Genomic DNA, 23686 nt, shown 5'->3' with positions numbered 1-23686 from the left:
ATCGACCACCTGCACGCCGAGTCGCAGGCCTCGGCCGAGAGGATCGACCTGCTGCTGACGGCGCCGCGCACCTGAAACTGGGGTGGCCGGCCGTGCTGCCGGGCGCTTTCCTTCGCCCGGGCGCCGCAGCCCGGTAGAGTCGCGGGTGACGACCGACGCGGGGCCGGTGCGCCCCCGCCGCGCGAGGAGCCCACGTGCTGATCACCCATGACACCGAGTGCGCGTTGAGCATTCTGGTCGAGCTGCTCAACACCGCCCCGGAGGCGTGCGGCTCGGAACAGCTGCCCGACACCGCCGCGCTCGACGCGTTCGTGGTCAAGCAGGAGATCAGCGAGATCGACTCGCTGACCGGCGCCGATCTCGCCGCGGTGCAGCTGCTGCGCGGCCGGCTGCGCGAGGTGTTCTCCGCCGAGTCGACCGAGCAGGCCGCCGAGCTGGTCAACGCCGTGGTCGCGGCCGCCGGCACCACGCCCCGGCTGACCAACCACGACCACCACGGCTGGCACATCCACTACTTCGCCCCGCACGCCGCGATCGGCGACCACCTCGCGGCCGAGCTCGGCATGGCGCTCGCCTTCATCGTGATGGCCGGCGAGCTCGAGCGGCTGCGGCGCTGCGAGGCGCCGGACTGCGAGCGGGTCTTCGTCGACCTCTCCCGCAACCGTTCGCGCCGCTACTGCGACAGCCGCACCTGCGGCAACCGGCTGCACGTCGCCGCCTACCGCGCACGGCAGCGCTCGGCCGAGGCCGTCGCCACGGGCTGACCGGCCCGCCCGCGAGCGGCACCGTCCGGGGGACGGTCCGCCGGGTGGAGGACCGGGTGGAAGACTGAGGGCATGACCGACGCCTCCCTCCCCCGCCTCGAATTCTGGTGCGACCTGCAGTGCCCCGACTGCCGCATCGCCCTGGACGACGTCCGGGCGCTGCGCGCCGGCTACGGCGACGAGCTCCGGATCGAGCTCCGGCACTTCCCGCTGGAGAAGAACAAGCACGCGTACGCGGCCGCCCAGGCCGCCGAGGAGGCGTTCGCGCAGGGCAGCGGCTGGCCGTACGTCGAGGCGCTGCTGGAGCGGACCGCGGAGCTCGGCCGCGACGGCGAGAAGGTACTGCTGGCGGTCGCCACCGAGCTGGGGCTGGACGCCGACGAGATCGACACCGCCCTGATCGACGGGCGGCACACCCTGCTGGTCGACGCGGACCAGGCGGAGGGCCGCGCGATCGGGGTCAGCGGCACCCCGACGTATGTGATCGCCGGGCAGCGGCTGGACGGCGGCAAGAGCCAGGCCGGGCTGCGCGCCCGGATCGTCGAGCTGATCGGGCAGGAGCGGGGCTGAGTCGAGCCGCCGGCGGGTCCCGGAGCGGTCGGCGTCTCCGTCAGAGGAGCTGCTTGCCGAGGACCCGCCGGGTGACCCGGTAGCCGAGCGACGCGTACAGCGCGACGGCGACCGTGTTGCTGCTGAAGACGTTGAGCCCGAGGTCGTGGACGCCGGCGGCGAGGCACTCGCGCTCGGCGGTCAGCATCAGGGCCCGGCCGAGGCCTCGGCCGCGGTGCTCCGCGGCGACCTCCACCACCATCACCCAGGCCAGCGGGCGGCCGTCCGGCAGGACCTCCTGCCGCAGGTTCAGCCAGAGGCTGCCGAGGACGCCGCCCTCGGCGTCGGTGATCCGGCGCAGGACGACGCCCGGGGTGTCCGGGCCCTGCGGCAGGACCTGGCGGTGGTCGGCCTCCGCCCTGGCCACCGCCTGCCGCTCGCTGAGGCCCGAGGAGCGCAGGTCGTGCAGGTAGCCGGCTCTCGCGACCACCAGCCACTCCCGGTAGTCCGCGTCGCCGATCGGACGGACCGTCAGCCCCTCCGGCGGCTCCGGCACCGGTCCGAGCCGCTTGGCCATGTTCTGCATCCGCTCGGTGTAGCCGAGCGACCGCGCCAGGGCGAGCGCGGCCTCCGCCTCCGCGGGGACGGTGACGTCGACCCGTCCGCAGTCCCATCCGCGCAGCACTTCTTCGGCGGCGAGCATGCCGACGGTGCCGCGGCCTCGGCGGCGCCCCTCGGTGACCTCCAGTTCGGCGATGTCGCCCCACCACTGGTCGCCGCGCGGCGTCGCCGTGGTGCGCAGCCCGCCGACCGGGCGGCCGTTGACACAGATCCGCCAGCGGCGGCTGCGGCCGCCGCCGGGCAGCGGCTCCTCGGCGCCGGCGGGGCGCAGGGTGGTGGTCATACCGGCTTCCCTGCCCCGGCGGTGGCGGCGCTACGCCTCGGTGGCGGCTTCCGTCGCCGAGGACCGACGTCGGCCGGGATCAGGGGTCGAGGTCGTCGCCGCTGCGCTCGGCGAACTGGGCCATCGCCTTGAGAGTGATCGGGCCGGGTGCGGGCAGCTCGCGGTCGTCGATCCGGGCCACGCCCTGGACGTCGCGGAGCGTGGAGGTCAGGAAGACCTCCTCGGCCTCGAACAGTGCCTCGAAGGGGAGGTCGGCCTCCTCGGCGCCGCTCCAGTCGACCACCAGCTGCCGGGTGATGCCGGCCAGGCAGCCGGAGTCCAGTCGCGGCGTGAGCAGCCGGCCGCCGAGCACGACGAAGACGTTGGAGCCGGTGCCCTCGCAGAGCCGGCCAGCGGTGTTGGCGAACAGCGCCTCGGAGCCGCCGGCGCGGTGGGCGGCGGCCAGCGCCACCACGTTCTCCGCGTAGGAGGTGGTCTTGAGGCCGGCGACGGCGCTGTGCTCGTTGCGGCGCCACGGCACGGTGACCACCGCGGTGGTGTCGGGTCGGGGCTTGGCGGTGCCGAGGGCGACCACCAGGGTCGGCGTGTCCTCGCCGCGCTCGGAGCCGAGCGGGGAGGTGCCGCCGGTGTAGGTGATGCGCATCCGGCCGAGCGGCATCGGGTTGGCGGCGAGCACGGCGGCGCAGGCCTCGCGGACGGCGTCGTGGTCCGGGTCGGCGAGGCCGAGGCCGCGGGCGGAGCGGGTGAGCCGGTCGAGGTGGCGGGTGAGCGCGAACGCCCGGCCGTCGACGGCCTTGACCGTCTCGAAGACGCCGTCGCCGACGGTGAGGCCGTGGTCCAGGACGGAGACGGCGGCGGTGCCGGCGTCGACGAGGTTGCCGTTGACCCAGATCATCGAGGGCTGCTCCTGGGGTTCTCAGTGGGTGCTGGTGCCCGACGCTATCGCGACCAGGCGGGCGGCCTTGAGCTCGGTCTCGTCCCATTCGCGCTCGGGGTCGGAGCCCCAGGTGATGCCGGCGCCGGTGCCGAACCGCAGCACGGGGGTGCCGCCCGTCCGGTCGATCCAGAAGGTCCGGATGCCGACGGCGAGTTCGGCCTCGCCGCGGTCCGCGTCCACCCAGCCGACGGCGCCGCAGTAGGGGCCGCGGGGGGCGGTCTCGAGGGCGTCGATGATCCGCAGGGCGCTGGACTTGGGCGCGCCGGTGACCGAGCCGGGCGGGAAGGTGGCGGCGAGCAGCTCCGGCCAGCCGGCGCCGTCCCGCAGCCGCCCCTCAACGGTGGAGACCAGGTGGACCAGCCCGGGGTGCTTCTCCACCGCGCAGAGGTCGGGGACGGTGACGGTGCCCGTCTCGCAAACCCGGCCGAGGTCGTTGCGGACCAGGTCGACGATCATCACGTTCTCGGCATGGTCCTTCTCCAGCAGGTCGGCCTCGGTGCGGCCGGTGCCCTTGATCGGGCCGGAGGAGACGGTACGGCCCGAGCGCCGCAGGTAGAGCTCGGGCGAGGCGGTGGCGATCTCCACCCCGTGCTCGGGGAGGCGGATCGTTCCTGCGTACGGGGCGGGGTTGCCGCGCGCGAGCAGGCCGGTGAGCGCGTCGACGTCGGCGCGGGCCGGGTCGGGCAGCGGCCCGGAGAGCACCCGGCAGAGGTTCGCCTGGTAGACCTCGCCGGCCGCGATGTGCTCGCGGATCCGGCGCACCCCCGCGGTGTAGGCGGCCCGGTCGAGCGAGCTGTGCCAGCCGTCGGGCCGCGGGCCGAGCCAGCCGTCGGTGGCCGGCGGGACCGGGTCGGGGCGGACCTCGTCGAAGCGGGCGCAGGTGAGGCGGCCCTCGAAGTCGTACGCGACCGCCCAGAAGCCCCGGCCGTCGAGCACCGCGGGGTCGGAGGAGACCTCGCGCAGCCCGGTGGCGAGACGGCCGCCGAAGCGGGCGATCGGCTGGTCGGGGCTGAGGGGGGCGGTGCGGCCGGACACGGTTCTCCTGCGCGGACTCGGTGCTGCTCCGCGCGGGTGCGGCGCGGGTACGGGGGCTGGCTCGGTGCCTGAAGTGTAGGTCGGCGGGCCGCCCGGACGGCCGGGGGGCGGGCGCCGGGACCTGCGCCGTGGCCCCCGTCGGGGCCCTCCGGAGGCCACCCGGACGGCTGACGGAGCACCACCTTCCGACCACCCCCGCGCCACGCTGCGGGAACGGATTTTTAGCTGGCCCGGGAATCCGCTAGAGTTCAACACGTCGCCGGGACGCGGAACCGAAGAAAAGCGGGGAAGCAGCCGGGAGACAGGCGGACGTGGCTCAGTTGGTAGAGCATCACCTTGCCAAGGTGAGGGTCGCGAGTTCGAATCTCGTCGTCCGCTCGATGGAGAACAGGGTAAGATCGTTCTCCGAAGTTGCCTGGTGGAGTGGCCGAGAGGCGAGGCAACGGCCTGCAAAGCCGTGTACACGGGTTCAAATCCCGTCTCCACCTCCAAGAGGTGCCCCTGGTTCGCCGGGAGCCCTCCCCGCGCGATTAGCTCAGCGGGAGAGCACTACCTTGACACGGTAGGGGTCACTGGTTCAATCCCAGTATCGCGCACTCGAACCCTTCGGGGATCGGCATCCCAGCGCGATTAGCTCAGCGGGAGAGCACTACCTTGACACGGTAGGGGTCACTGGTTCAATCCCAGTATCGCGCACGCAGGCCCGGCAGGGCTTGACACACCCGCGCGATTAGCTCAGCGGGAGAGCACTACCTTGACACGGTAGGGGTCACTGGTTCAATCCCAGTATCGCGCACCGAAGATCGAAGGCCGTGGTCCATGTGGACCGCGGCCTTCGTCGTTGTGCTGCACGGGCGGCGGCGTGCCGGGCACCTCCCGGGGGTGCGGAAAGGCAGGTGCCGGGCACGGACGCCCTCACCGACGTCACGCACCCGGCCCCTGCTCCTGCCGGGGTGGCACCGCTGGGCCCGTCCACGTGTCCTGCGGTGTCGTACCCGGCCGGCGCGAACCCCTCCCCTGGGGTCAGCGCCCGATCAGATCGGCGACGGCCTGGGCCTGTGTCGCCAGTTGTTCCCAGCCGCCGAACAGCGCCAGCAGCAGCACCGCGCACGGCACCGCGATGGCGAGTGCCACCGCGGGATGCCTGTCCCCGGTGGGCGACTGGCCGGTGAAAGGCCGGCGGCGGCGCCCGGTGCCGGTGAACTGCGTGGCCATGATCGTCTGCTCCTGCTCGTCGCCGGGCGCGGCCGCTGGGCGGCCCGCTCGGGGCGGTCGGGTGGTCGGGACGGCGGGCCGGGACCTCGGGGGACGAGTAGCGGCCCGCCGTCGAGATCAACGGTATTCCGGAGGGCCCCCACCGGTCGTCATGCCCGCGCACGGTTCCACCGGCCTCCCGGAGGATGAGGCGGCGCCGTGCCGCGTACTACCGCAGGCGGAGAAGAAACCGATCACATCCCCGAGGCAACCCTGAGGCCCACCCCGAGGGGGCTCTCGGGGAGGGCCGGGAGCCCTGCGGAGGGAGCCGTCGGGCGGACCGTCGGGGAGTCCGTTCGCGCGCGTCGCGCCGTTCCCCGGAGCGGGTGCTCCGGGTACCCGTCGGACGCCGTCCGGCGGAGATCGGACAATCCGACCGCCCCTCGGGGTGTTGCGTGTCAGCACAGCACTGCGGCCAGTCCGTAAGCTGTCCCGGACAGGATCTGACGACGGCCCATTCGACGGGGCCTCACTCCACGGGCTGACGGGGACGGGTATGGCGATGATGCGGCTGAGGCGTGAGGACCCCCGCATCGTCGGACCGTTCCGACTGCACCGGAGGCTCGGCGCGGGCGGCATGGGCGTGGTCTACCTGGGCTCCGACCGGAAGGGACAGCGGGTCGCCCTCAAGCTGATCCGCGACGAGCTGGCCGGGGACGCCGAGTTCCGCACCCGGTTCGCCCGCGAGGTGGCCGCCGCCTCGCGGATCCGCGGCGGCTGCACCGCCCGCGTCGTCGGCTCCGACCTGGAGGCCGACCGCCCGTGGCTGGCGACCGCCTACGTGCCCGGCCCCTCGCTGTACAAGCGGGTCACCGACGAGGGCCGGCTGCCGTGGCCGGAGGCGGCCCGGATCGGCGCGGCGCTCGCCGACGGGCTGGTCAAGGTGCACGAGGCCGGGGTCGTCCACCGCGACCTGAAGCCGTCCAACATCCTGCTCTCCCCGCGCGGCCCGCGGATCATCGACTTCGGCATCGCCTGGTCGCGCGGTGCCTCCACACTGACCCACGTCGGCACCGCGGTCGGCTCGCCCGGCTTCCTCGCACCCGAGCAGGTCCGCGGCGCCGCGGTGACCCCGGCCACCGACGTCTTCGCCTTCGGGGCGACGCTCGCCTTCGCCCTCACCGGGGACTCGCCCTTCGGATCCGGGGCCTCCTCCGAGGTCATGCTCTACCGCGTCGTGCACGAGGAGCCGGATCTGGCGGCCGTACCGCCGGTGCTGGCGCCCTTGATCCGGGCCTGCCTGGCCAAGGAGCCGGGCGAGCGGCCGGCCGCCGCCGCACTGCACGAGCGGCTGACCGAACTCGCCGCGCGGGGCAGCCTGCTCGGCGGGCGGCCGCGCGGCGGGGCGCCGCTGGGGCCGGTCGGCCCGGCCGGTCACGGCGCGGGGACGGGCGCGGTGCAGGACGGCGGCCCCGGCACGGACGAGGCCGGGCAGCCGCGGCAGGCTCCGCACACGCCACGGCCCGGCGCGGGTCGGCATCAAAGTCCGCATCCCGGTCCGCAGTCCGGGCACGGGCACGGGAGCCACGGGCATCCGGGCGGGCAGCGGCCCGTGGTCGGCGGACGGCCCGCGCCGGGCCGACCGCCCCGGCGTGCTCCGGGGCAGCCGCCGCACCCGGCCGGGCCACTGTCGGACGGCCACGACACCGTGCGGGAGCGGCACCGCACGCCGGCCCCGGCACGGCCGCACACCCCGGCACCGGGGCGGCCGCGGGAGCGCCAGCACACGCCCGTCCCCGGGCGGCCCTCGGCGGTCTCCCGGCGGCGGCTGCTGCGGCAGCGGCTGGTGGTCTTCGTCACCGTGACCCTCGGTGTGGCGCTGGCGATCGCGACCGCGCAGGGCTGCGAGAACCGCCGCGACCAGGGGCGCGGCCCCTCCCCCGCGGCCTCCACGCCCGCCCTGTCGCTGGACGGGGTCACCAGCACGGGCTCCGGTGCGCCGGTCGCCGCGCCCGCCGCGGCGACCGGGTTCGCGTCGGCGGCGGGGCCGCTGCCGGCCGTGGACTGGCCGAACCGCTCGTACACCGACCCGGCCGGCGGGCCGGAGATCCGGCTCCGTGACGGGAAGGCCGGCGGCGACGGCGCCCAGATCGCGCTGAGCACCGTGCTGCCCGCCCGCTACCGGGAGGCACCCGCCGCACTGGTGGTGCTGCGGCGGACCGAGGGCTCCGTCCCGGTCGACCTGGTCGAGCTGTTCGCGTTCACCGGCGACGCCCCGGCGCTGGTCTCCTCGCGGGCCTCGGCCGCGGACCCGCAGGCGGCGGCCACCTGGCGGCTGGAGAACGGCGCGCTGCTCCGCGAGGAGAAGGTCTCGCTGACCGGCGCGACCTCCTCCACCCGGTACACCGCCCGCGCCGACGGCGGCCTGGAGGAGGCCTGGCCGGGCGCCGGGGTGTCGGGCGGCAGCCGCTGACGGCACGGGCCGGACGGGCGGGAGCGGTCGGCCCGGCCGGGGTGTGGCACCGGGGAGACGCGCCTGTGGTGGGACACGTCGTGAGCCCCTTGCGGGAACGCCCTACCGGGCGCGGGTCGTGTAGAAGGCGACGGCGGAGGCGGCGGCGACGTTGAGCGAGTCCACTCCGGCGTCCATCGGGATGCGGACGTGCTCGTCGGCGGCGGCGAGGGTCCGGCGGGCGAGGCCGTCGCCCTCGGTGCCGAAGACCAGGGCGAGGCGCTCGGCGTTGCGGGCGGCCAGCTCGTCCAGGGTGATCGCCTTCTCGCTGAGGCAGAGGGCGGCGACCGTGAAGCCGGCCGAGCGGAGGGTCTCGATGTCCGTCGGCCAGGTCTCCAGGCGGGTCCACGGCACCTGGAAGACCGCGCCCATCGAGACCTTCACGGACCGGCGGTAGTACGGGTCGGCGCAGCGCGGGGTGAGCAGGACCGTGTCCACGCCGAGCGCGGCGGCGTTGCGGAAGGCCGCGCCGATGTTGGCGTGGTCGACGATGTCCTCGAAGACGGCGACCCGGCGGGCCGGACCGAGCAGGTCGGTCAGGGCGGGGAGCGGGCGCCGCTCCATGGCGGCGAGGGCCCCCCGGTGGACGTGGTAGCCGGTGACCTGTTCGGCGAGCGCGGGCTCGACTACGTGGACGGGGGCGTCGGCGGCGGCGGCGACGTCGGACATGACGTCCAGCCACTTGGGGGTGAGGAGCATCGACCGCATCCGGTAGCCGGCGTCGACCGCCCGGCGGATCACCTTCTCGCCCTCGGCGATGAAGAGGCCCTCGGCGGGCTCGCGGCGGCGGCGGAGTTCGACGTCCGTCAGGTCGGTGTAGTCGGCGAGCCGGGGGTCGGCGGGGTCGGTGACAGTGCGGGGTTCGGACACGGGGTCGATCCTGCCGCGTGGGACGGGGCGGGGCCAAACCGGCGGACGCCCCGACCCGGGGGACGGGTCGGGGCGCACCTGGAGCGGAGTCGGGCCGGCCCGGCTCAGTGGGCGAGGACGTTGACCACGTCGCCGATGACGATGACGGCCGGCGGCTTGATGCCCTGGGCCGTGACGGTCTCGCCGACGGTGGCGAGCGTCGCGTCGACGCGGCGCTGGCCGGCGGTGGTGCCCTCCTGGACGACGGCGACCGGGGTGTCGGCGGGGCGGCCGCACTCGACGAGCTTGGCGGCGATCGCACCGATCTTGTCGACGGCCATCAGCAGGACGAGGGTGCCGGTCATCCGGGCGGCGGCGTCCCAGTTGGTGAGGGAGCGCTCGTCCGGGCCGACGTGGCCGGAGATCACGGTGAACTCGTGGGTCATGCCGCGGTGGGTGACCGGGATGCCGGCCGCGGCCGGGACGCTGATCGAGCTGGAGATGCCGGGGACGACGGTGACCGGCAGCCCGGCCTCCACACAGGCGAGGAGCTCCTCGCCGCCGCGGCCGAAGACGTACGGGTCGCCGCCCTTGAGGCGGACCACGAACTTGCCGGCCTTGGCGTGCTCGATCAGGGTCCGGTTGATCGCCTCCTGGGCCATGTAGCGGCCGTAGGGGATCTTGGAGGCGTCGATGACCTCGACGTGCGGCGGGAGTTCGGCGAGCAGCTCGCGCGGGGCGAGGCGGTCGGCGACCACCACGTCGGCGTCGGCGAGCAGACGGCGGCCGCGGACGGTGATCAGGTCCGGGTCGCCGGGGCCGCCGCCGACCAGGGCGACGCCCGGGGTGCGCTCGCGGTACTGGCGGGCGGCGAGCGAGCCGTCCCGCAGGCCGTCGACGATGGCGTTGCGCAGCGCGGCGGAGTGGCGCGGGTCTCCGGTGAGGACGGCGACGGTGGCACCGCCGTCGCGGCCGCTGGCCGGGGTCCAGGCGGTGGCGGCGGAGGCGTCGTCACTGCGGGCGCAGAACACCCGCAGCCGCTCGGCCTCGGCGGAGACCGCGGTGTTGACCTCGGGGTCGTCCGTGGCGACCAGGGCGTACCAGGTGTCGGCGAGGTCGCCGTCGGCGTAGCTGCGCGGGTGCCAGGTGATCTCGCCCGCGTCGGCCATCGCCTGCACGGCCGGGGTGGTGGACGGGGATATCAGGTGGACGTCGGCGCCGGAGGCGATGAGCGCGGGCAGCCGGCGCTGAGCGACCTGGCCACCGCCGACCACGACCACGCGCCGGCCGGCGAGCAGCAGGCCGACCGGGTAGGGGGTGAGGCCCTCGGTGCTGGGGTGGGGTGCGGGCGCGTTCATGGGCGGGGCTCCTGGGTGGCGGAGGTACGGGGACGACGCGGATCCCCGCCCGGACCGGCGCGCCCTCGGGCCGGTACGGGCGGGGCCGGGTGGCTCAGGCCTTCTCGGTGACCCCGGCGGAGTCGAACGTGGCTACATCGTGCATCGCACGCGCGGCGCTCTGCACCAGCGGCAGGGCCAGCAGTGCGCCCGTGCCCTCGCCGAGACGGAGGTCCAGGTCGATCAGCGGCCGCAGACCGAGCTTGGCGAGCGCCGCCTGGTGGCCCGGCTCGGCCGAGCGGTGGCCGGCGATGCAGGCCGCCAGCGACTCCGGGGCGATCGCCTTGGCGACCAGCGCCGCGGAGCCGGCGATGACGCCGTCGAGGATGACCGGGGTGCGCAGCGAGGCGGCACCGAGCATGAAGCCGGCGATGGCGGCGTGCTCCAGGCCTCCGACCGCGGCGAGGACGCCGATCGGGTCGGCCGGGTCCGGCTGGTGCAGCGCGAGGGCCGCGCGGACGACCTCGACCTTGCGGGCGTGCGTGGCGTCGTCGATGCCGGTGCCGCGGCCGGTGACCTCGGCCGGGTCGGTGCCGGTGAAGACGGAGATGAGCGCGGCCGAGGCGGTGGTGTTGGCGATGCCCATGTCGCCGGTGATCAGCACCTTGTTGCCGGCCGCGACCAGGTCGCGGGCCGTCTCGATGCCGACCTCGATCGCCTGGACGGCCTCCTCCCGGGTCATCGCCGGGCCCTGGGTCATGTCGTCCGTGCCGGCCTTGACCTTGCGCGGCAGCAGGCCGGTGGTGCGGCCCTGCTGGATGGCGTCCGGCAGGTCGGCCTTGACGCCGACGTCGACCACGCAGACCTCGGCGCCGACCTGCGCGGCGAAGGCGTTGACCACCGCTCCCCCGGCCAGGAAGTTGGCGACCATCTGGCCGGTGACCTCCTGCGGCCACGGGGTGACGCCCTGGGCGTGCACGCCGTGGTCGCCCGCGAAGATCGCGACGCAGCCCGGCTCCGGGATCGGCGGCGGGCACTTGCGGGCGAGGCCGCTCAGCTGGGCCGCGATGATCTCCAGCACGCCGAGCGAGCCGGCCGGCTTGGTCATCCGCTTCTGGCGGTCCCAGGCGTCGCCGAGGGACTTGGCGTCCAACGGGCGGATGCCGCGCAGGGTGTCGGCGAGCAGGCTGTGCGGCTCCTCGCCGGGCAGCGCCCGGTTGCCGTACTGCTCCTCGTGGACGACCCAGGAGAGCGGGCGCTTCTTCGCCCAGCCCTGCTGCTGCAGCTCGGGCTCGTCCGGGAAGGCGTCGACGTAGCCGACGCACAGGTAGGCGACGACCTCCAGGTGCTCGGGCAGGCCGAGCTCGCGGACCATCTCGTCCTCGTCGAAGAAGCTCACCCAGCCGACGCCGAGGCCCTCGGCGCGGGCGGCCAGCCAGAGGTTCTCGACGGCGAGCGCGGCCGAGTACGGGGCCATCTGCGGCTGGGTGTGCCGGCCGAGGGTGTGCCGGCCGCCGCGGGTGCGGTCGGCGGTGACCACGATGTTCACCGGGGTGTCGAGGATGGCCTCGATCTTGATTTCCTTGAACTGCTTCGCCCGGCCCTTGGGCAGCGAGTCGGCGTAGGCGTCGCGCTGGCGCTGGGCGAGCTCGTGCATCTTGCGCCGGGTCTTGCGCGAGCGGATGACGACGAAGTCCCAGGGCTGCGAGTAGCCGACGCTCGGGGCGGTGTGGGCCGCCTCCAGGACGCGGAGCAGCACCTCGTGCGGGATCGGGTCGGAGCGGAAGCCGTTGCGGATGTCGCGGCGGTCGCGGATGACCTGGTGGACGGCCTCCCGGCCGGCCTCGTCCAGACCGGAGGGGGCCGGCGGGCGCTGCTCCGAGGCGTCGGCCTGCGGCTCGGCCCCGGCCGGCACCTCGACCGCCTGGGCCTGCTTGCCCTGCTCGGGCTGTTCGGCCGGCTCGGCGGCCTGGGGCTGCTGGGCCTGCTCGGGCGCGGGTGCCTCGGTGACGGCCTCCGGGGCCGCCTCCTCGGTCGGGGCAGCGGCGGCGACCGGCTCGGCGACCGGCTCGGCGGCGGGCGCTTCGACGGTGGCGGACGGCTGCTCGGCGACCGTGGGCTCCTCGGCGACAGCCGCGGCCACAGCCACGGCGACCGGCTGGGCGGGCTGCTCGGGCGCGGCGGTCTCGACGGGCTCCGCGGCAGCGACGGGCTGGGGCTGCTCGGCGACGACCGGCTCCACGGCCACGGCCTGGACGGCTTCGGCGGCCGGCTGCTCGGCGGTCTCCACGACGGGCGTGGCCTCGGCCGCAGCGGACTCCACCGGCCCGGCCTGCGGCTCCTCGGCGACCGGAGACTCGGTCACCGCCTGCTCGGTGACGGACTGTTCGGCCGCGGGCTGCTCGGCGACGACCGGCGGCTCGACGGCCTCGGCTGCGACGGCCTCGGGCGCGACGGGCTGGGGCTCCGGCAGGCCGTGCTGCGGGGCCGGGTCGGCGAGGAAGGCGGCGATGCGGCGCGGGGCGCCGCCGGACTGCGCCGGGATCGCGGCCTGCGCACCCTCCGCGGGCTGCGCGGCGGGGACGGGCTCGACCGCAACGGCGACGGCCTGCGGCTCGGTGACGATCTGCTCCGCCACCGGCTGCTCCACCATGATCGGCGCGGCGGCCTCGACCACCGCGGGCTGCGCGGCCACTGCCTCGGGGGCGGCGACCGGCTGAACGGCGATCGGCTCAACGGCGACCTGCTCGACCGCGATCGGCCCGACCGCGATCGGCTCGACGACCGGGGCGGCCACGACGGCGGGCTGCTCCGGCGCCGGCATCGGTGCCGGGACGGTGGCGATCGGCACCCCGTGGGCGGGCGTGCTGCCGGGGACGGGGACGGCTGAGGGGCCGCGGTCGGCCAGCGAGCGGACCGGCACATGGCCGGTCATCAGGGACGGGTCCGGGATCGGCGGACCGGCGTGCAGCGGGCGGCGCACCGGCTGGGCGGGCTGCTCGACGGGCGCGGGGCCGACCGGCGGCACGGCGATCGGCTGCGGCTGCGCGGCCTCCGGCGCGGGCGCGTCCTGAACGGGGGCCGACGGGGTCACGGGCGCCTCCATCACGACGAACTGCGGGTCGACGGACTGCGGGTCGACGAGCCGGGCCTCGGTGGGCTGCAGATCGGTGGGCGTCAGGTCGGGCGGGGTGAGCGGCGGCCAGGAGGGCTCGACCGGCACGCCCGGCGGCTGCTCGGCCGGTGCCTCGGCGGTCGGCAGGGCGCTCTCGTCGACGGTCCGCAGCGCCATGGTGTCCATCACCGGTGCGCCCTGTGCGGCCTCGGCGACGGGTACGGCGGCGACCGGCGCGGCGGCCGCGGGCGGCTCGACGGCGGAGGGCTCGACATGGACGGTTTCGACGGCGCCGTGCACGGCGTCACCCCAGGCGGTCTGTGGGCCGGGCATCAGCAGGAGGTCCTCGTCCTCGTCCAGCTGGTCCGGCTGGTCGAGAAAGGTGAAGGACGGCCGGTGGCCGCCCTGCCAGGTGTCGGTGCCGAGGGGGACGCTGCCGGGCGCGACGGCCTCGATCGGCGCGGTCAGCGGGTCGACACCGACCAGGTGGTCCGGTGCGCCCGCGCCGTGCCCGCTCGGGGGCACGGCTGAGCCATCGCTTGGGAGGTGGCCGCCATCGGTCATGTCCAAAGCTCCTTCCAGGCCGCTTTCGCGTCCTCGGCGACGCGATCGCCGACCGCTGCCGCCCCTGCCCGCCACCCGTCCCGGGTGGCGCGCCATCAGAATTAACGACTAGCCGGGGCATCCGGCACGTCCGCGTCGGGCCCCAGCGCATTCTCCCGGCCCGACGGGTTCCGCGTCGAATGCCCGCGAACCTCACCCCTGGCGATCGCGGCACGTCGCCGGGCACCGTCCGTACCGGATGGACACGGTGCACCGATCGCCGTGCGCAACCAGGACGCCACCCTATCGGTCGGGGCCGACGGGCTCTCGAATCGGTGTCCGGATGCGACGGGGATCACCCGGTGTCCGTCCGGCATACGGACTGTCAGGGGGCCAGCGAGCCCCAGAGCAGGACGGTCTGCTCGCCCGGGCCGAGGGCGAGTCCGCCCGGTCCGTCGGGGAGCGGCGCGAGCGGCGCGGCCTGCAGGAGGATGCCCTCGACGCGGTAGCCGGCGGTGGCCGCCGCCTCCCGGATCTCCTCGGCCTCGGCCAGGGTGTGCGCCACCGCGACCAGGCGCTCGGGGCGACGTGCGAGCACCGCGCGCACCACCTGTGCGCCCCCGTGCTCCACTGCGACCGCGTCGGGCTCCGGCAGGCCCCCGAGCACGTCCGGTCCCGCGCCGTGCACCACGTCCACCTCGACCCCGTACCGGCGGGCGTTGACGCCGATCCGGGCGCAGGCGGCGCCGTCCTCCTCGACCGCGACCACGGCGGCGCCGAAACGGGCGATCTCGACGGCGAGCGCGCCGCTGCCCGCGCCGACCGTCCAGACCAGGTCGCCGGGGACGGGCCCGAGTCTGGCCGCGGCGAGCGCGCGGACGTGCGGGGACAGCGCCCGGTCGCCGTCGGCGGTGCGGGCCTCGGCGTCCGGGCCGGTGTACGCCTCGGTGGGCAGGGCCCAGCCGCGGTCGCCGCCCGGGAAGCCGACCGGGCGGCCGGCCAGCCATCCGGCGGCCTCGTCGCTGCCCGGCGGGGTGCCGCCGATCACCAGGACGACGTTGGGGTCGCGCCAGTCGTGGTCGGGCACCCGGTCGGAGGTGAGGACGGTGACGTCCTCGTCGGGGGTGCCGAGCGCCTCGCAGACCACGAAGGTGCGGTGCACGCCGCGGAGCATCAGGGCGAGTTCGCTGGGGCCGGCGTCGGCGGTGGTGAGGACGGCGACCTTGGGGTGGGCCCGGCAGACGTTGGCGGCGCGGCGCAGCCGTCCGCCGTGGGCGGAGACGACCTGCGCGTCCTCCCAGGGCATGCCGGCCCGGGCGAAGGCCGCGGCGACCGAGGAGACGGCCGGCAGGACCTCGAGTTCGAGCCCGTACTCGGGCCGGCGGAGGGTGCGGACGACGCCGAAGAAGCCGGGGTCGCCCTCGGCGACGACGACGGCGGTGCCGCGGTGTTCGACGATCCGTCGGGCGGCGGACTGCACGCTGCCGAGTGCGATGCGCTCGGCGCCGGCCGGTACCGGCAGTGCGGCGAGTTGGTACGGCGCTCCCGCGACCAGGGTGGCCCCGGCGAGCGCGGTGGCGGCCGTCTCCGTGAGCGGTGTGCCGTCCCACCCGATGACCGTGATCCGGTCAGCCATCTGCGGCTGTTCTCCCTCGCCCGAAATCCGCCCCTGTTGCCGGACGGCGTGACCGCGCGTCCAGGAGCAGAGGCTACCCGGTGGGGCGGTCGGGACGGGCACCGCCGTCCCGGTGACGGGTGGCCGGTGGTGGCCGGTCGGGCGGGCGGGCCGCCGCGTGGCCGGGCGGTCAGTCGTGCAGGACGTAGCGCGGCTCGGCGAGGCCGGCCCGCGGGGCGTTGTGCTCGTCGGGGAGGTCGAGGTCCTCGGGGAGCAGGCTCCAGAGGATCAGGTCGGTGCGCGCGTCGGCGCCGCCGTGGTGGTCCGGCTCCTCGCCGCGGACTATGCCGGCGCTGCGCAGCACGCCCTCACTGATCGCGCCGGTCTTCTGGGCGACCTGCTGGGCGGCGATGTTGCCGGCGGCGGTGCGCATCTCCAGCCGGAGGAAGCCGCGGTCCTCGAAGAGCCACTGGGCGACGCCGAGGACGGCCTCGGGGGCGTAGCCCTCGCCGCGGGCCCAGGCGGCGGTGATGAAGCCGATCTCCGTGGAGCGCAGCCGCCAGTCGGTGCAGCGGAGGTCGACCAGGCCGACCAGGCGCTGGGTGAGGTGTTCGGCGACGGCGAAGACGATGCCGCCGCCCTCGGCGCGGCGGCCGGGGGCGAGGACGCGGATCAGGTGCCGGGCGTGCGCCTCGGTGAACGGCGAGGGGAGGGAGGTCCAGGTGTGCACCTGGTCGTCGGAGGCGAGGGCGGTCAGGCCCGCGGTGTCGCCGTCGTCGAGCGGGCGCAGCAACAGCCGTTCGGTGCTGATGGCCGTCTCGGGGAAGCTCGCTGCCATGCCGTCTCTCCTCGCCGGGTCGTGGACACACCGTACGCCCCGCCTGACTTCGGGCGTGCCAGGGTACCCGCATTCCGGCGACGGCCCGTCAGATCGGGCTGCGACACGGTCGGGGCGGGCGCATACTGCGCGGCCGGGCCCCGGCCGCGGTGTGCGGCGGGGCCCGGTCTCGGGGTGTTCGTCAGGCTCAGAAGGCGGGGATCACCGAGCCGTTGAAGGTGTCCTGGATGTACTTCTCGACCTCGGCGGAGTGCAGCAGCTGGGCGAGCTTCTGGACCCGCGGGTCGTTCTCGCCGCCCTTCTTGACGGCGAGGATGTTGGCGTAGGGGTTGCCCTCGGCCTTCTCCAGGACGATGGCGTCGGTGGCGGGCTTGAGGCCGGAGTCGAGGGCGTAGTTGCCGTTGATGACGGCGGCGTCGAGGTCGCCGAGGGAGCGCGGCAGCTGGGCCGCCTCCAGCTCCTTGAACTTGAGGTTCCTGGGGTTGGTGGCGATGTCCTGGACGGTGGCGGTGGTGCCGGCGCCGGACTTGAGGGTGATGACGTTGTTGTCGGCGAGCAGCTTGAGCGCGCGGCCCTCGTTGGTGGCGTCGTTGGGGACGCCGACCTCGGCGCCGTCCTTGAGCTCGGCGACGGACTTGACCTTCTTGGAGTAGAGGCCGAGGGGTTCCAGGTGGACCGTCCCGACGGAGACGATGTCGGTGCCGTTCTTCTTGTTGAAGTCCTCGAGGTACGGAACGTGCTGGAAGTAGTTGGCGTCGGCCGAGCCGTCCTGGACCGCGGTGTTGGGGGTCACGTAGTCGGTGACCACCTTGACGTCGAGCTTGAGCCCGGCCTTGTCGGCGAGGTTCTTCTTGACGTAGTCGAGGATCTGGGCGTGCGGGGTGGGGCTGGCGACGACGGTCAGCGTCTTGTTCGGGTCGGCGCTCGCCCCGGCGGGCGAGGAGCCGTCGCTGCCGCAGGCGGCGAGGGTGAGGACGACGCCGGCGGTGGCGAGGACGCTGATGGACTTCAGGACGTTACGCACGAAAAGTGCCTTTCTCCGGTGGTGCGGTGGTCGGCGGGCCGTCGGGGACGGCCGCCTGGTGCGGGCCGGGGTGTCCGGCCGCGGTCTGGGTCAGCGGGTGGAGGCGGGTTCCGCCGCCACCTCGCCGGGGAGGTCGACGGCCTCGGGGCGGGATCGCCGGGGCGAGGCGCCGCGGTGGCCGAGCCGGCGGACGAGGACGTCACCGATCAGCTGGATGGCGGTGACGATGACGACGAGCTCGGCGATGATCACCCACATGAAGCCGGTCTCGAAACGCAGGTAGCCGTAGCGGACGGCGAGGTCGCCGAGTCCGCCGCCGCCGACCACGCCGGCCATCGCCGAGTAGCCGATGAGGGCGATGACGGTGGTGGTGGCGGAGGCCACCAGGGCGGGCAGCGACTCGGGCAGCAGGGTCTTGCGGACGATGGTGGCGGTGGAGCCGCCCATCGACTGGACGGCCTCGACCAGGCCGCCGTCAACCTCGCGGACGGCCGTCTCGACGAGCCGGGCGAAGAACGGGATGGCGCCGATGGTGAGCGGCACGGTGGCGGCCTGCCAGCCGATGGTGGTGCCGGCGATCGCCTTGGTGAGGCCCTGCAGCGCGACCATGAGGATGATGAACGGCAGCGAGCGGCCGATGTTGACGATCGCTCCGAGCACCCGGTTGACGGGCACGTGCTGGAGCAGGCCGCCCTTGTCGGTCAGCACCAGCAGGACGCCGAGCGGCAGTCCGAGGAGCACGGTGGCGACCGAGGAGACGCCGACCATCTGGAGCGTCTCCCAGGTGGCGGGCCACAGGAGTTCCTGCATCTGGTCCCAGGTCATGCCGCCGCTCCGTCCGCCGTGACGAGGTCGACCTGCAGGCCCTGCTCGCGCAGGAAGCCGATCGGGACGACGTTGTCCTGGTGGCCGCCGGGCAGTTCGACCCGCATCCGGCCGACCATCCGGCCGGCGATGGTCTCCACCGCGGCGCCGAGGATGTTGATGTCGATCTGGTAGGTGCGGGCGAGCTGGGAGACGAACGGCTGGGCCGGGGTGTCGCCCTGGAAGGTGATCTCGACGACGGTGTGGCCGCTGTGGCCGGAGGCGAACTCGCCGAGCGGGAAGAGGTCGCGGGCGATCCGGGAGCCGCCGTCGGCGAGCAGGTCGGTGAGCACGCCCGACTCGACGATCCGTCCGCCGCGCATCAGGGCGGCCGAGTCGCAGACGGACTTGATGACGTCCATCTCGTGCGTGATGAGCAGGACGGTCAGGCCGAGCTGCTTGTTGAGGTCGCGCAGCAGGGCGAGGATCGACCGGGTGGTCTCCGGGTCGAGGGCGCTCGTGGCCTCGTCGGAGAGCAGCACCTTGGGGTCGCCGGCGAGGGCGCGGGCGATGCCGACGCGCTGCTTCTGGCCGCCGGAGAGCTGGGCGGGGTAGTTGCGGGCCTTGTCGGCGAGGCCGACCAGGTCGAGCAGCTCGGCGGCCTTGCGGCGGCGGGCGGTGCGGTCGAGGCCGATGATCTCCAGCGGCAGTTCGACGTTCTGCTGGACGGTGCGCGAGGAGAGCAGGTTGAAGTGCTGGAAGACCATGCCGATGCGGCGGCGGGCCTCGCGCAGGTCGCGGCCGGCGCGGTTCTCGCCGCCGGGCAGGGCGGTCAGGTCGACGCCGTCCACCGTGACGGTGCCGGCGGTGGGCCGCTCCAGCATGTTCACGCAGCGGATGAGGGTGGACTTGCCGGCGCCGCTGGTGCCGACGACTCCGTAGACCTCGCCCTGGCGGACGTGCAGGTCGACGCCGTCGAGGGCGGTGACCTCTCGGCCGCGTGAGCGGTAGACCTTGGTGAGGCCCTGGGTGGTGATCACGGCTGCTTTCCGTTGGTCGGGGGCGCGGCCTTGTGAGCCGGCGCACCGGGATGCGGTCGGAGGCGTGCGGGGGCACGCCGGAGGGAGGGGTGTCAGTGGTGCCGGACGTCGACCGTGGTCGCCGGGCGGGGAGTGTGCCTGCGGGCGCGGCCCTGACGAGTCGTCAGCGACGTGGTGGCCCGGGGAGCGCCGGACGTCCGGCGCGGGTGCTCGCTTCGGGGCGCGAGGAGGGGGACGAGGGCCCTCAGCAGTGACACATGCGACAGCACATGCGGCTCGCGCCGCCCGGCGCGGTGCCGGTGGGGGTGCATGTCGTGGTCGCAGTCATGGAAGACAGTTAATCAGACCTTCGGACACGATCCCAATAAACAGGATGATCGGTCCGGAATGCGGACACGACCCTTGTGCCGCAAGCCCGACGGCGCCCGTCCCGAGTGGGGAGGGCGCCGTCGGGCGGAGCGAAGGACGTCAGGCGGAGGCCGCCAGCGAGGCCGGGACGGTCTTGCGGAGGGTCACCAGGGAGAGCCGGCCGGAGACCTCGCGGACCGCCGACTGCCGGTAGCCGTGGCGGGCGTACAGCCGGAGGTTGCCGAGGCTGCGGTGGCCGGTGAAGAGCTCGAAGGCGTAGACGGCGCCGGTCTCCTGCAGGCGCTGCTCGACGGCGTCCAGCAGGCGGCCGCCGAGGCCGTGGCGCTGCATCCGCGGGTGCACGACCAGCCGGCCGATCCGGGCGGTGCCGTCGGCCTCCACCCGGCCGCGGACGGTGCCGACCACCTCGTCGCCGAGCCGGGCGACGAGGAACTCCTGCTCGCCGAGCTCGGCCTTCAGGCTCTCCAGGCTCTGGGTGAGTGGTTCCAGGGACCAGTCCCCGTAGAGCTCGGCCTCGTCCTGGTAGCCGAGGTACTGCAGTTTGAGGATCTGTTCCGCGTCGTCCTGCGTCGCCGGCGAGATGATCACACTCATGCCCATGTGCGGGGTCTCCCCATCGTTAGTGCCCGGTGCCTGCCGAGGGTCTGCACCGGTGCCCGGCCTGAGGCCCCGGACGGGGATCGGCCCGGCCGGGGAAGAGGGTCGAACGGTCCCCGGGCGACGGCGTGACGCTGCGGCCGGACCGTGGTCGAGGCCCGGACCCGACGCCAGGAGAGACGTTCGCCAGCGCTCTACCCCGGCGTCGCCGGATCTCAACCTCCCGGATGCCGGACGTGGCGAGCGTCACGTTCCCGACCGTACGCGGTCACTCCCCCGTCCAGTCCCCGCGGCGCGCCGCGAGCAGCGACCGCAGGCAGGCCAGACACCGCGACCGGGTGGGGCCGATGGAGCCGCGCGGGATGCCCGTCCGGGCGGCCAGCGCGGTGTAGCCGAGCTCCGGCGACTCGGCGAGCGAGAGCAGCAGCTCCGGGCAGCGCCCGGACAGCCGCGCCAGGGCCCGGCGGACGGCCCGGGCGAGCTCGGCGGCCAGCAGCTCCTCGTGCGGCCCGCGCCGGGCCACCGCCGGCCGCGGCACCGGAACCTCCGGGACGGCGGCGCCGCGGGCCGCCAGCGCGGACCGGACGGCGCGGCCGCGCAGCCAGCCGCGGCGGTCCCGGGGCAGCCCGGGGCCGGCCGCCCGCTCGACGGCCTGCAGCCAGACCTCCTGCTCCAGGTCCTCGCCGTCCAGCCGGTCCCCGGCCAGCACGGCGAGGAAGGGCACGAGATCGCGGCGCAGCTCGTCGACGGGGAGATCGGCGAGGGGACGGCACTCGGCGGGCGGAGGGGCGTGGGGCGGAGCAGCGTCGGGCGGGGCTTCGGTCACATCGGCCGCAACGAGTGGAGGCGCGCCGGGTCACCCGGCGCGCCCCATCGTCCGAGGGCGGGTCAGCCCCGGAGCCACTCCTGCTGGGCGGCGAGGTCGGCCTTCACCTCGGCCAGCTGGGCGGCGACGGCGCTCGGGGCGGTGCCGCCGCGGCCGCTGCGGGAGGCGATGGCGCCGTGCACGCTGAGCACCGAGCGGACCTCCGGCGTCAGGTGCCCGGAGATGGCGGCGAACTGCTCGTCCGTCAGGTCCCACAGTTCGATGCCCTGCTGCTCGCAGGTCTTGACGCAGGCTCCGGCGACCTCGTGCGCGACCCGGAACGGCACGCCCTGCTTGACCAGCCACTCGGCGATGTCGGTGGCCAGCGAGAAGCCGGCCGGGGCCAGCTCCTCCAGCCGCTCCCGGTGGACGGTCAGGGTGGCCATCATGCCGGTGAAGGCCGGGAGCAGGACCTCCAGCGTGTCGCAGGAGTCGAAGACCGGCTCCTTGTCCTCCTGCAGGTCGCGGTTGTACGCGAGCGGCAGCGCCTTGAGGGTGGCGAGCAGGCCGGTGAGGTTGCCGATGAGGCGGCCGGACTTGCCGCGGGCGAGCTCGGCGATGTCCGGGTTCTTCTTCTGCGGCATGATCGAGGAGCCCGTGGAGAAGGCGTCGTGCAGCGTGATGAAGCCGAACTCCTTGGTGTTCCAGATGATCACCTCCTCGGCGATGCGCGAGAGGTTGATGCCGATCATGGCGGTGACGAAGGCGAACTCGGCGACGAAGTCGCGCGAGGCGGTGCCGTCGATGGAGTTGCCGACCGAGCCGCGCTCGAAGCCGAGGTCGGCGGCGACAGCCTGCGGGTCGAGGCCGAGCGAGGAGCCCGCCAGCGCGCCGGAGCCGTAGGGGGAGACGGCGGTGCGGGTGTCCCACTGGCGCAGCCGCTCGGCGTCCCGGCCGAGGGCCTGCACGTGCGCGAGGACGTGGTGGGCGAAGAGCACCGGCTGGGCGTGCTGAAGGTGGGTGCGGCCCGGCATGGCGGTGTCCGGGTGGGCCTCGGCGAGGCCGACCAGGGCGTGCTGGAGGTCGAGGACCAGCCCGCCGATGGTCTTCGCGTGGTCCCGGAGGTACATCCGGAACAGCGTGGCGATCTGGTCGTTGCGGGACCGGCCGGCCCGCAGCTTGCCGCCGAGGTCGGGGCCGAGGCGCTCCAGCAGGCCGCGCTCGAGGGCGGTGTGCACGTCCTCGTCGGCGATGGTGCCGGTGAAGGCGCCGGACTCGACGTCGGCGAGCAGCCCGTCCAGGCCGGCCAGCATGGCGGCGAGCTCGTCCTCGGTCAGCAGGCCGGCCTTGTGCAGCACGCGGGCGTGCGCCTTGGACCCGGCGATGTCGTAGGGCGCGAGGCGCCAGTCGAAGTGCACCGAGGCGGAGAGCTTGGCCAGCGCCTCGGACGGGCCGTCGGCGAAGCGCGCGCCCCAGAGGCGCAGCTCAGGATTGCTGCTGGCGGCGTTCTGGTCGGCGGTCATCGCGTGGGCTCCTTACACAGGTGATGGGCGTGAGCCCCGGCCGTGGGGAGTGCGGCCGGGGCTCGGGACGTGCTGCGGCTCAGGCGAGGTCGCGGCGGGCGGCGATCTTCGAGGACATGCCGAAGATCTCGATGAAGCCCTTGGACATCGACTGGTCGAAGGTGTCGCCGGTGTCGTAGGTGGCGAGGTTGAAGTCGTACAGCGACCGGTCCGACTTGCGGCCGTTGACCACGGCGCGGCCGCCGTGCAGCACCATCCGGATCTCGCCGGAGACGTGCTGGTTGGCCTCGTTGACGAAGCCGTCCAGGGCGCGCTTGAGCGGGGAGAACCAGAGGCCGTCGTAGACGAGCTCGGCCCAGCGCTGCTCGACCTGCCGCTTGTAGCGGGCCAGCTCGCGCTCGACGGTGACGTTCTCCAGGGCCTGGTGGGCGGTGATCAGGGCGATCGCGCCGGGGGCCTCGTAGATCTCGCGGGACTTGATGCCGACGAGGCGGTCCTCGACCATGTCGAGGCGGCCGACGCCCTGGGCACCGGCCCGCTTGTTCAGCTCCTCGATGGCCTGCAGGACGGTGACCTTGCGGCCGTCGATCGCGACCGGCACGCCGGCCTCGAAGGTGATGACGACCTCGTCCGCCTCGCGCGGGGTGGCCGGGTTCTGGGTGTACTCGTAGACGTCCTCGATCGGAGCGTTCCAGATGTCCTCGAGGAAGCCCGTCTCGACGGCGCGGCCGAAGACGTTCTGGTCGATCGAGTACGGCGACTTCTTGGTGGTCGCGATCGGCAGGCCCTTGGCCTCGGCGAAGGCGATCGCCTTGTCGCGGGTCATCGCGTAGTCGCGGACCGGGGCGATGCACTTGAGGCTCGGGGCGAGCGAGTTGATGCCGACCTCGAAGCGGACCTGGTCGTTGCCCTTGCCGGTGCAGCCGTGGGCGACGGTGGTGGCGCCGTGCTTCTGCGCGGCGGCGACCAGGTGCTTGACGATCACCGGCCGGGACAGCGCGGAGACCAGCGGGTACTCACCCTGGTAGAGGGCGTTGGCCTTGACGGCCGGCAGGCAGTACTCGTCGGCGAACTCGGTGCGGGCGTCCGCCACCTCGGCCTCGACGGCGCCGCAGTCCAGCGCGCGCTGGCGGATGACGTCCAGGTCCTCGCCGCCCTGGCCGACGTCGACGGCGACGGCGATGACCTCGGCACCGGTCTCCTCGGCGATCCAGCCGATGCAGACGGACGTGTCAAGACCGCCCGAGTAGGCGAGTACGACGCGCTCGGTCACGGCTTTCTCCTTCACAGACGGTACGAACAGGGCGGAGCCCACTGCGGGGCGACTCCCAT

At 74.5% G+C, this 23686-nt stretch carries 18 protein-coding genes, 5 tRNA genes and 1 pseudogene; 8 read left to right on the top strand and 16 right to left on the bottom strand.

Going from position 1 to position 23686, the window contains the following annotated elements; translation table 11 throughout:
* Positions 1-194 precede the first annotated feature (194 nt).
* Both AB0P35_RS14050 and AB0P35_RS14045 read left to right on the top strand, forming a co-directional pair.
* Positions 195-764 carry a CGNR zinc finger domain-containing protein gene (locus AB0P35_RS14050; protein WP_363510294.1) on the top strand — a complete coding sequence of 190 codons (570 nt, stop codon included), beginning with the start codon at positions 195-197 and terminating at the stop codon, positions 762-764.
* A gap of 72 nt (positions 765-836) precedes the next feature.
* On the top strand, positions 837-1334 hold the full coding sequence (locus AB0P35_RS14045) for a DsbA family protein (protein ID WP_363510292.1): 498 nt from the start codon (positions 837-839) through the stop codon (positions 1332-1334).
* Positions 1335-1374: 40 nt separating this feature from the next.
* Here the strand turns inward: AB0P35_RS14045 and AB0P35_RS14040 are convergent, their stop codons facing one another.
* From AB0P35_RS14040 to AB0P35_RS14030, 3 genes are all read right to left on the bottom strand, one after another.
* Entirely contained in the window at positions 1375-2217 is an 843-nt protein-coding gene (locus AB0P35_RS14040) for a GNAT family N-acetyltransferase (protein WP_363510290.1), read from the bottom strand.
* A 79-nt stretch (positions 2218-2296) separates the two neighbouring features.
* Positions 2297-3112: an aminodeoxychorismate lyase gene (locus tag AB0P35_RS14035; protein ID WP_095871973.1), complete on the bottom strand. Its 816-nt coding sequence runs from the start codon at positions 3110-3112 to the stop codon at positions 2297-2299.
* 21 nt (positions 3113-3133) lie between these two features.
* Positions 3134-4189 carry a chorismate-binding protein gene (locus AB0P35_RS14030; protein ID WP_363510288.1) on the bottom strand — a complete coding sequence of 352 codons (1056 nt, stop codon included), beginning with the start codon at positions 4187-4189 and terminating at the stop codon, positions 3134-3136.
* 305 nt (positions 4190-4494) lie between these two features.
* Here AB0P35_RS14030 and AB0P35_RS14025 point away from each other — a divergent pair.
* The 5 genes from AB0P35_RS14025 to AB0P35_RS14005 all read left to right on the top strand — a co-directional run bounded on the left by AB0P35_RS14025 (position 4495) and on the right by AB0P35_RS14005 (position 4985).
* Positions 4495-4567 (top strand) — tRNA-Gly (locus tag AB0P35_RS14025).
* 39 nt (positions 4568-4606) lie between these two features.
* Positions 4607-4680, top strand: a tRNA-Cys gene (locus AB0P35_RS14020).
* Between the two features lie 33 nt (positions 4681-4713).
* Positions 4714-4785 (top strand) — tRNA-Val (locus tag AB0P35_RS14015).
* Positions 4786-4813: 28 nt separating this feature from the next.
* Positions 4814-4885 (top strand) — tRNA-Val (locus AB0P35_RS14010).
* Between the two features lie 28 nt (positions 4886-4913).
* Positions 4914-4985: transfer RNA gene (locus AB0P35_RS14005), tRNA-Val, on the top strand.
* Between the two features lie 227 nt (positions 4986-5212).
* Here the strand turns inward: AB0P35_RS14005 and AB0P35_RS14000 are convergent.
* Positions 5213-5404 (bottom strand): hypothetical protein, encoded by a 192-nt coding sequence (locus AB0P35_RS14000; RefSeq protein ID WP_095871974.1) that lies wholly within the window; start codon positions 5402-5404, stop codon positions 5213-5215.
* Between the two features lie 535 nt (positions 5405-5939).
* Between AB0P35_RS14000 and AB0P35_RS13995 the strand changes: the two are divergent.
* Positions 5940-7292 (top strand): annotated as a pseudogene (locus tag AB0P35_RS13995) (protein kinase); the annotation flags it as partial.
* A gap of 666 nt (positions 7293-7958) precedes the next feature.
* On the opposite strand, the gene AB0P35_RS13990 reads toward AB0P35_RS13995, so the two are convergent.
* From AB0P35_RS13990 to AB0P35_RS13935, 12 genes are all read right to left on the bottom strand, one after another.
* The gene (locus AB0P35_RS13990; RefSeq protein ID WP_363510285.1) at positions 7959-8765 is read right to left on the bottom strand and encodes an RNA methyltransferase; all 807 of its coding nucleotides are present in this window, start codon (positions 8763-8765) and stop codon (positions 7959-7961) included.
* A 104-nt stretch (positions 8766-8869) separates the two neighbouring features.
* Positions 8870-10102, bottom strand: a complete 1233-nt coding sequence (cobA, locus tag AB0P35_RS13985; RefSeq protein ID WP_363510283.1) for a uroporphyrinogen-III C-methyltransferase — start codon at positions 10100-10102, stop codon at positions 8870-8872.
* Between the two features lie 94 nt (positions 10103-10196).
* Positions 10197-13760: a nicotinate-nucleotide--dimethylbenzimidazole phosphoribosyltransferase gene (cobT, locus tag AB0P35_RS13980; protein WP_363510281.1), complete on the bottom strand. Its 3564-nt coding sequence runs from the start codon at positions 13758-13760 to the stop codon at positions 10197-10199.
* Positions 13761-14124: 364 nt separating this feature from the next.
* Positions 14125-15375, bottom strand: a complete 1251-nt coding sequence (cbiE, locus tag AB0P35_RS13975; protein ID WP_095871979.1) for a precorrin-6y C5,15-methyltransferase (decarboxylating) subunit CbiE — start codon at positions 15373-15375, stop codon at positions 14125-14127.
* A gap of 169 nt (positions 15376-15544) precedes the next feature.
* Positions 15545-16192: a GNAT family N-acetyltransferase gene (locus AB0P35_RS13970; RefSeq protein ID WP_363510279.1), complete on the bottom strand. Its 648-nt coding sequence runs from the start codon at positions 16190-16192 to the stop codon at positions 15545-15547.
* A 187-nt stretch (positions 16193-16379) separates the two neighbouring features.
* A complete protein-coding gene (locus AB0P35_RS13965; RefSeq protein ID WP_363510277.1) occupies positions 16380-17216 on the bottom strand; it encodes a MetQ/NlpA family ABC transporter substrate-binding protein in 837 nt (278 codons plus the stop codon).
* Between the two features lie 90 nt (positions 17217-17306).
* The gene (locus AB0P35_RS13960) at positions 17307-18041 is read right to left on the bottom strand and encodes a methionine ABC transporter permease (RefSeq protein ID WP_363510275.1); all 735 of its coding nucleotides are present in this window, start codon (positions 18039-18041) and stop codon (positions 17307-17309) included.
* A complete protein-coding gene (locus AB0P35_RS13955) occupies positions 18038-19060 on the bottom strand; it encodes an ATP-binding cassette domain-containing protein (RefSeq protein ID WP_363510273.1) in 1023 nt (340 codons plus the stop codon). Before AB0P35_RS13955 ends, AB0P35_RS13960 begins: the two co-directional genes overlap by 4 nt.
* Before the next feature lie 468 nt (positions 19061-19528).
* Complete coding sequence (locus AB0P35_RS13950; protein WP_363510271.1) at positions 19529-20029, bottom strand: GNAT family N-acetyltransferase; 501 nt, start codon at positions 20027-20029, stop codon at positions 19529-19531.
* Between the two features lie 265 nt (positions 20030-20294).
* Entirely contained in the window at positions 20295-20852 is a 558-nt protein-coding gene (locus AB0P35_RS13945) for a sigma-70 family RNA polymerase sigma factor (RefSeq protein WP_363510270.1), read from the bottom strand.
* 62 nt (positions 20853-20914) lie between these two features.
* Complete coding sequence (argH, locus tag AB0P35_RS13940; protein WP_095871986.1) at positions 20915-22354, bottom strand: argininosuccinate lyase; 1440 nt, start codon at positions 22352-22354, stop codon at positions 20915-20917.
* Positions 22355-22433: 79 nt separating this feature from the next.
* A complete protein-coding gene (locus AB0P35_RS13935; RefSeq protein WP_363510269.1) occupies positions 22434-23627 on the bottom strand; it encodes an argininosuccinate synthase in 1194 nt (397 codons plus the stop codon).
* Positions 23628-23686 lie beyond the last annotated feature (59 nt).

Origin of the sequence: Kitasatospora sp. NPDC085879, assembly GCF_040686255.1 — a bacterium.
Classification (GTDB): Bacteria; Actinomycetota; Actinomycetes; order Streptomycetales; family Streptomycetaceae; genus Kitasatospora.
The sequence above is the reverse complement of the archived record's forward strand: the minus strand, read 5'-3'. Positions and strand labels throughout refer to the sequence as shown.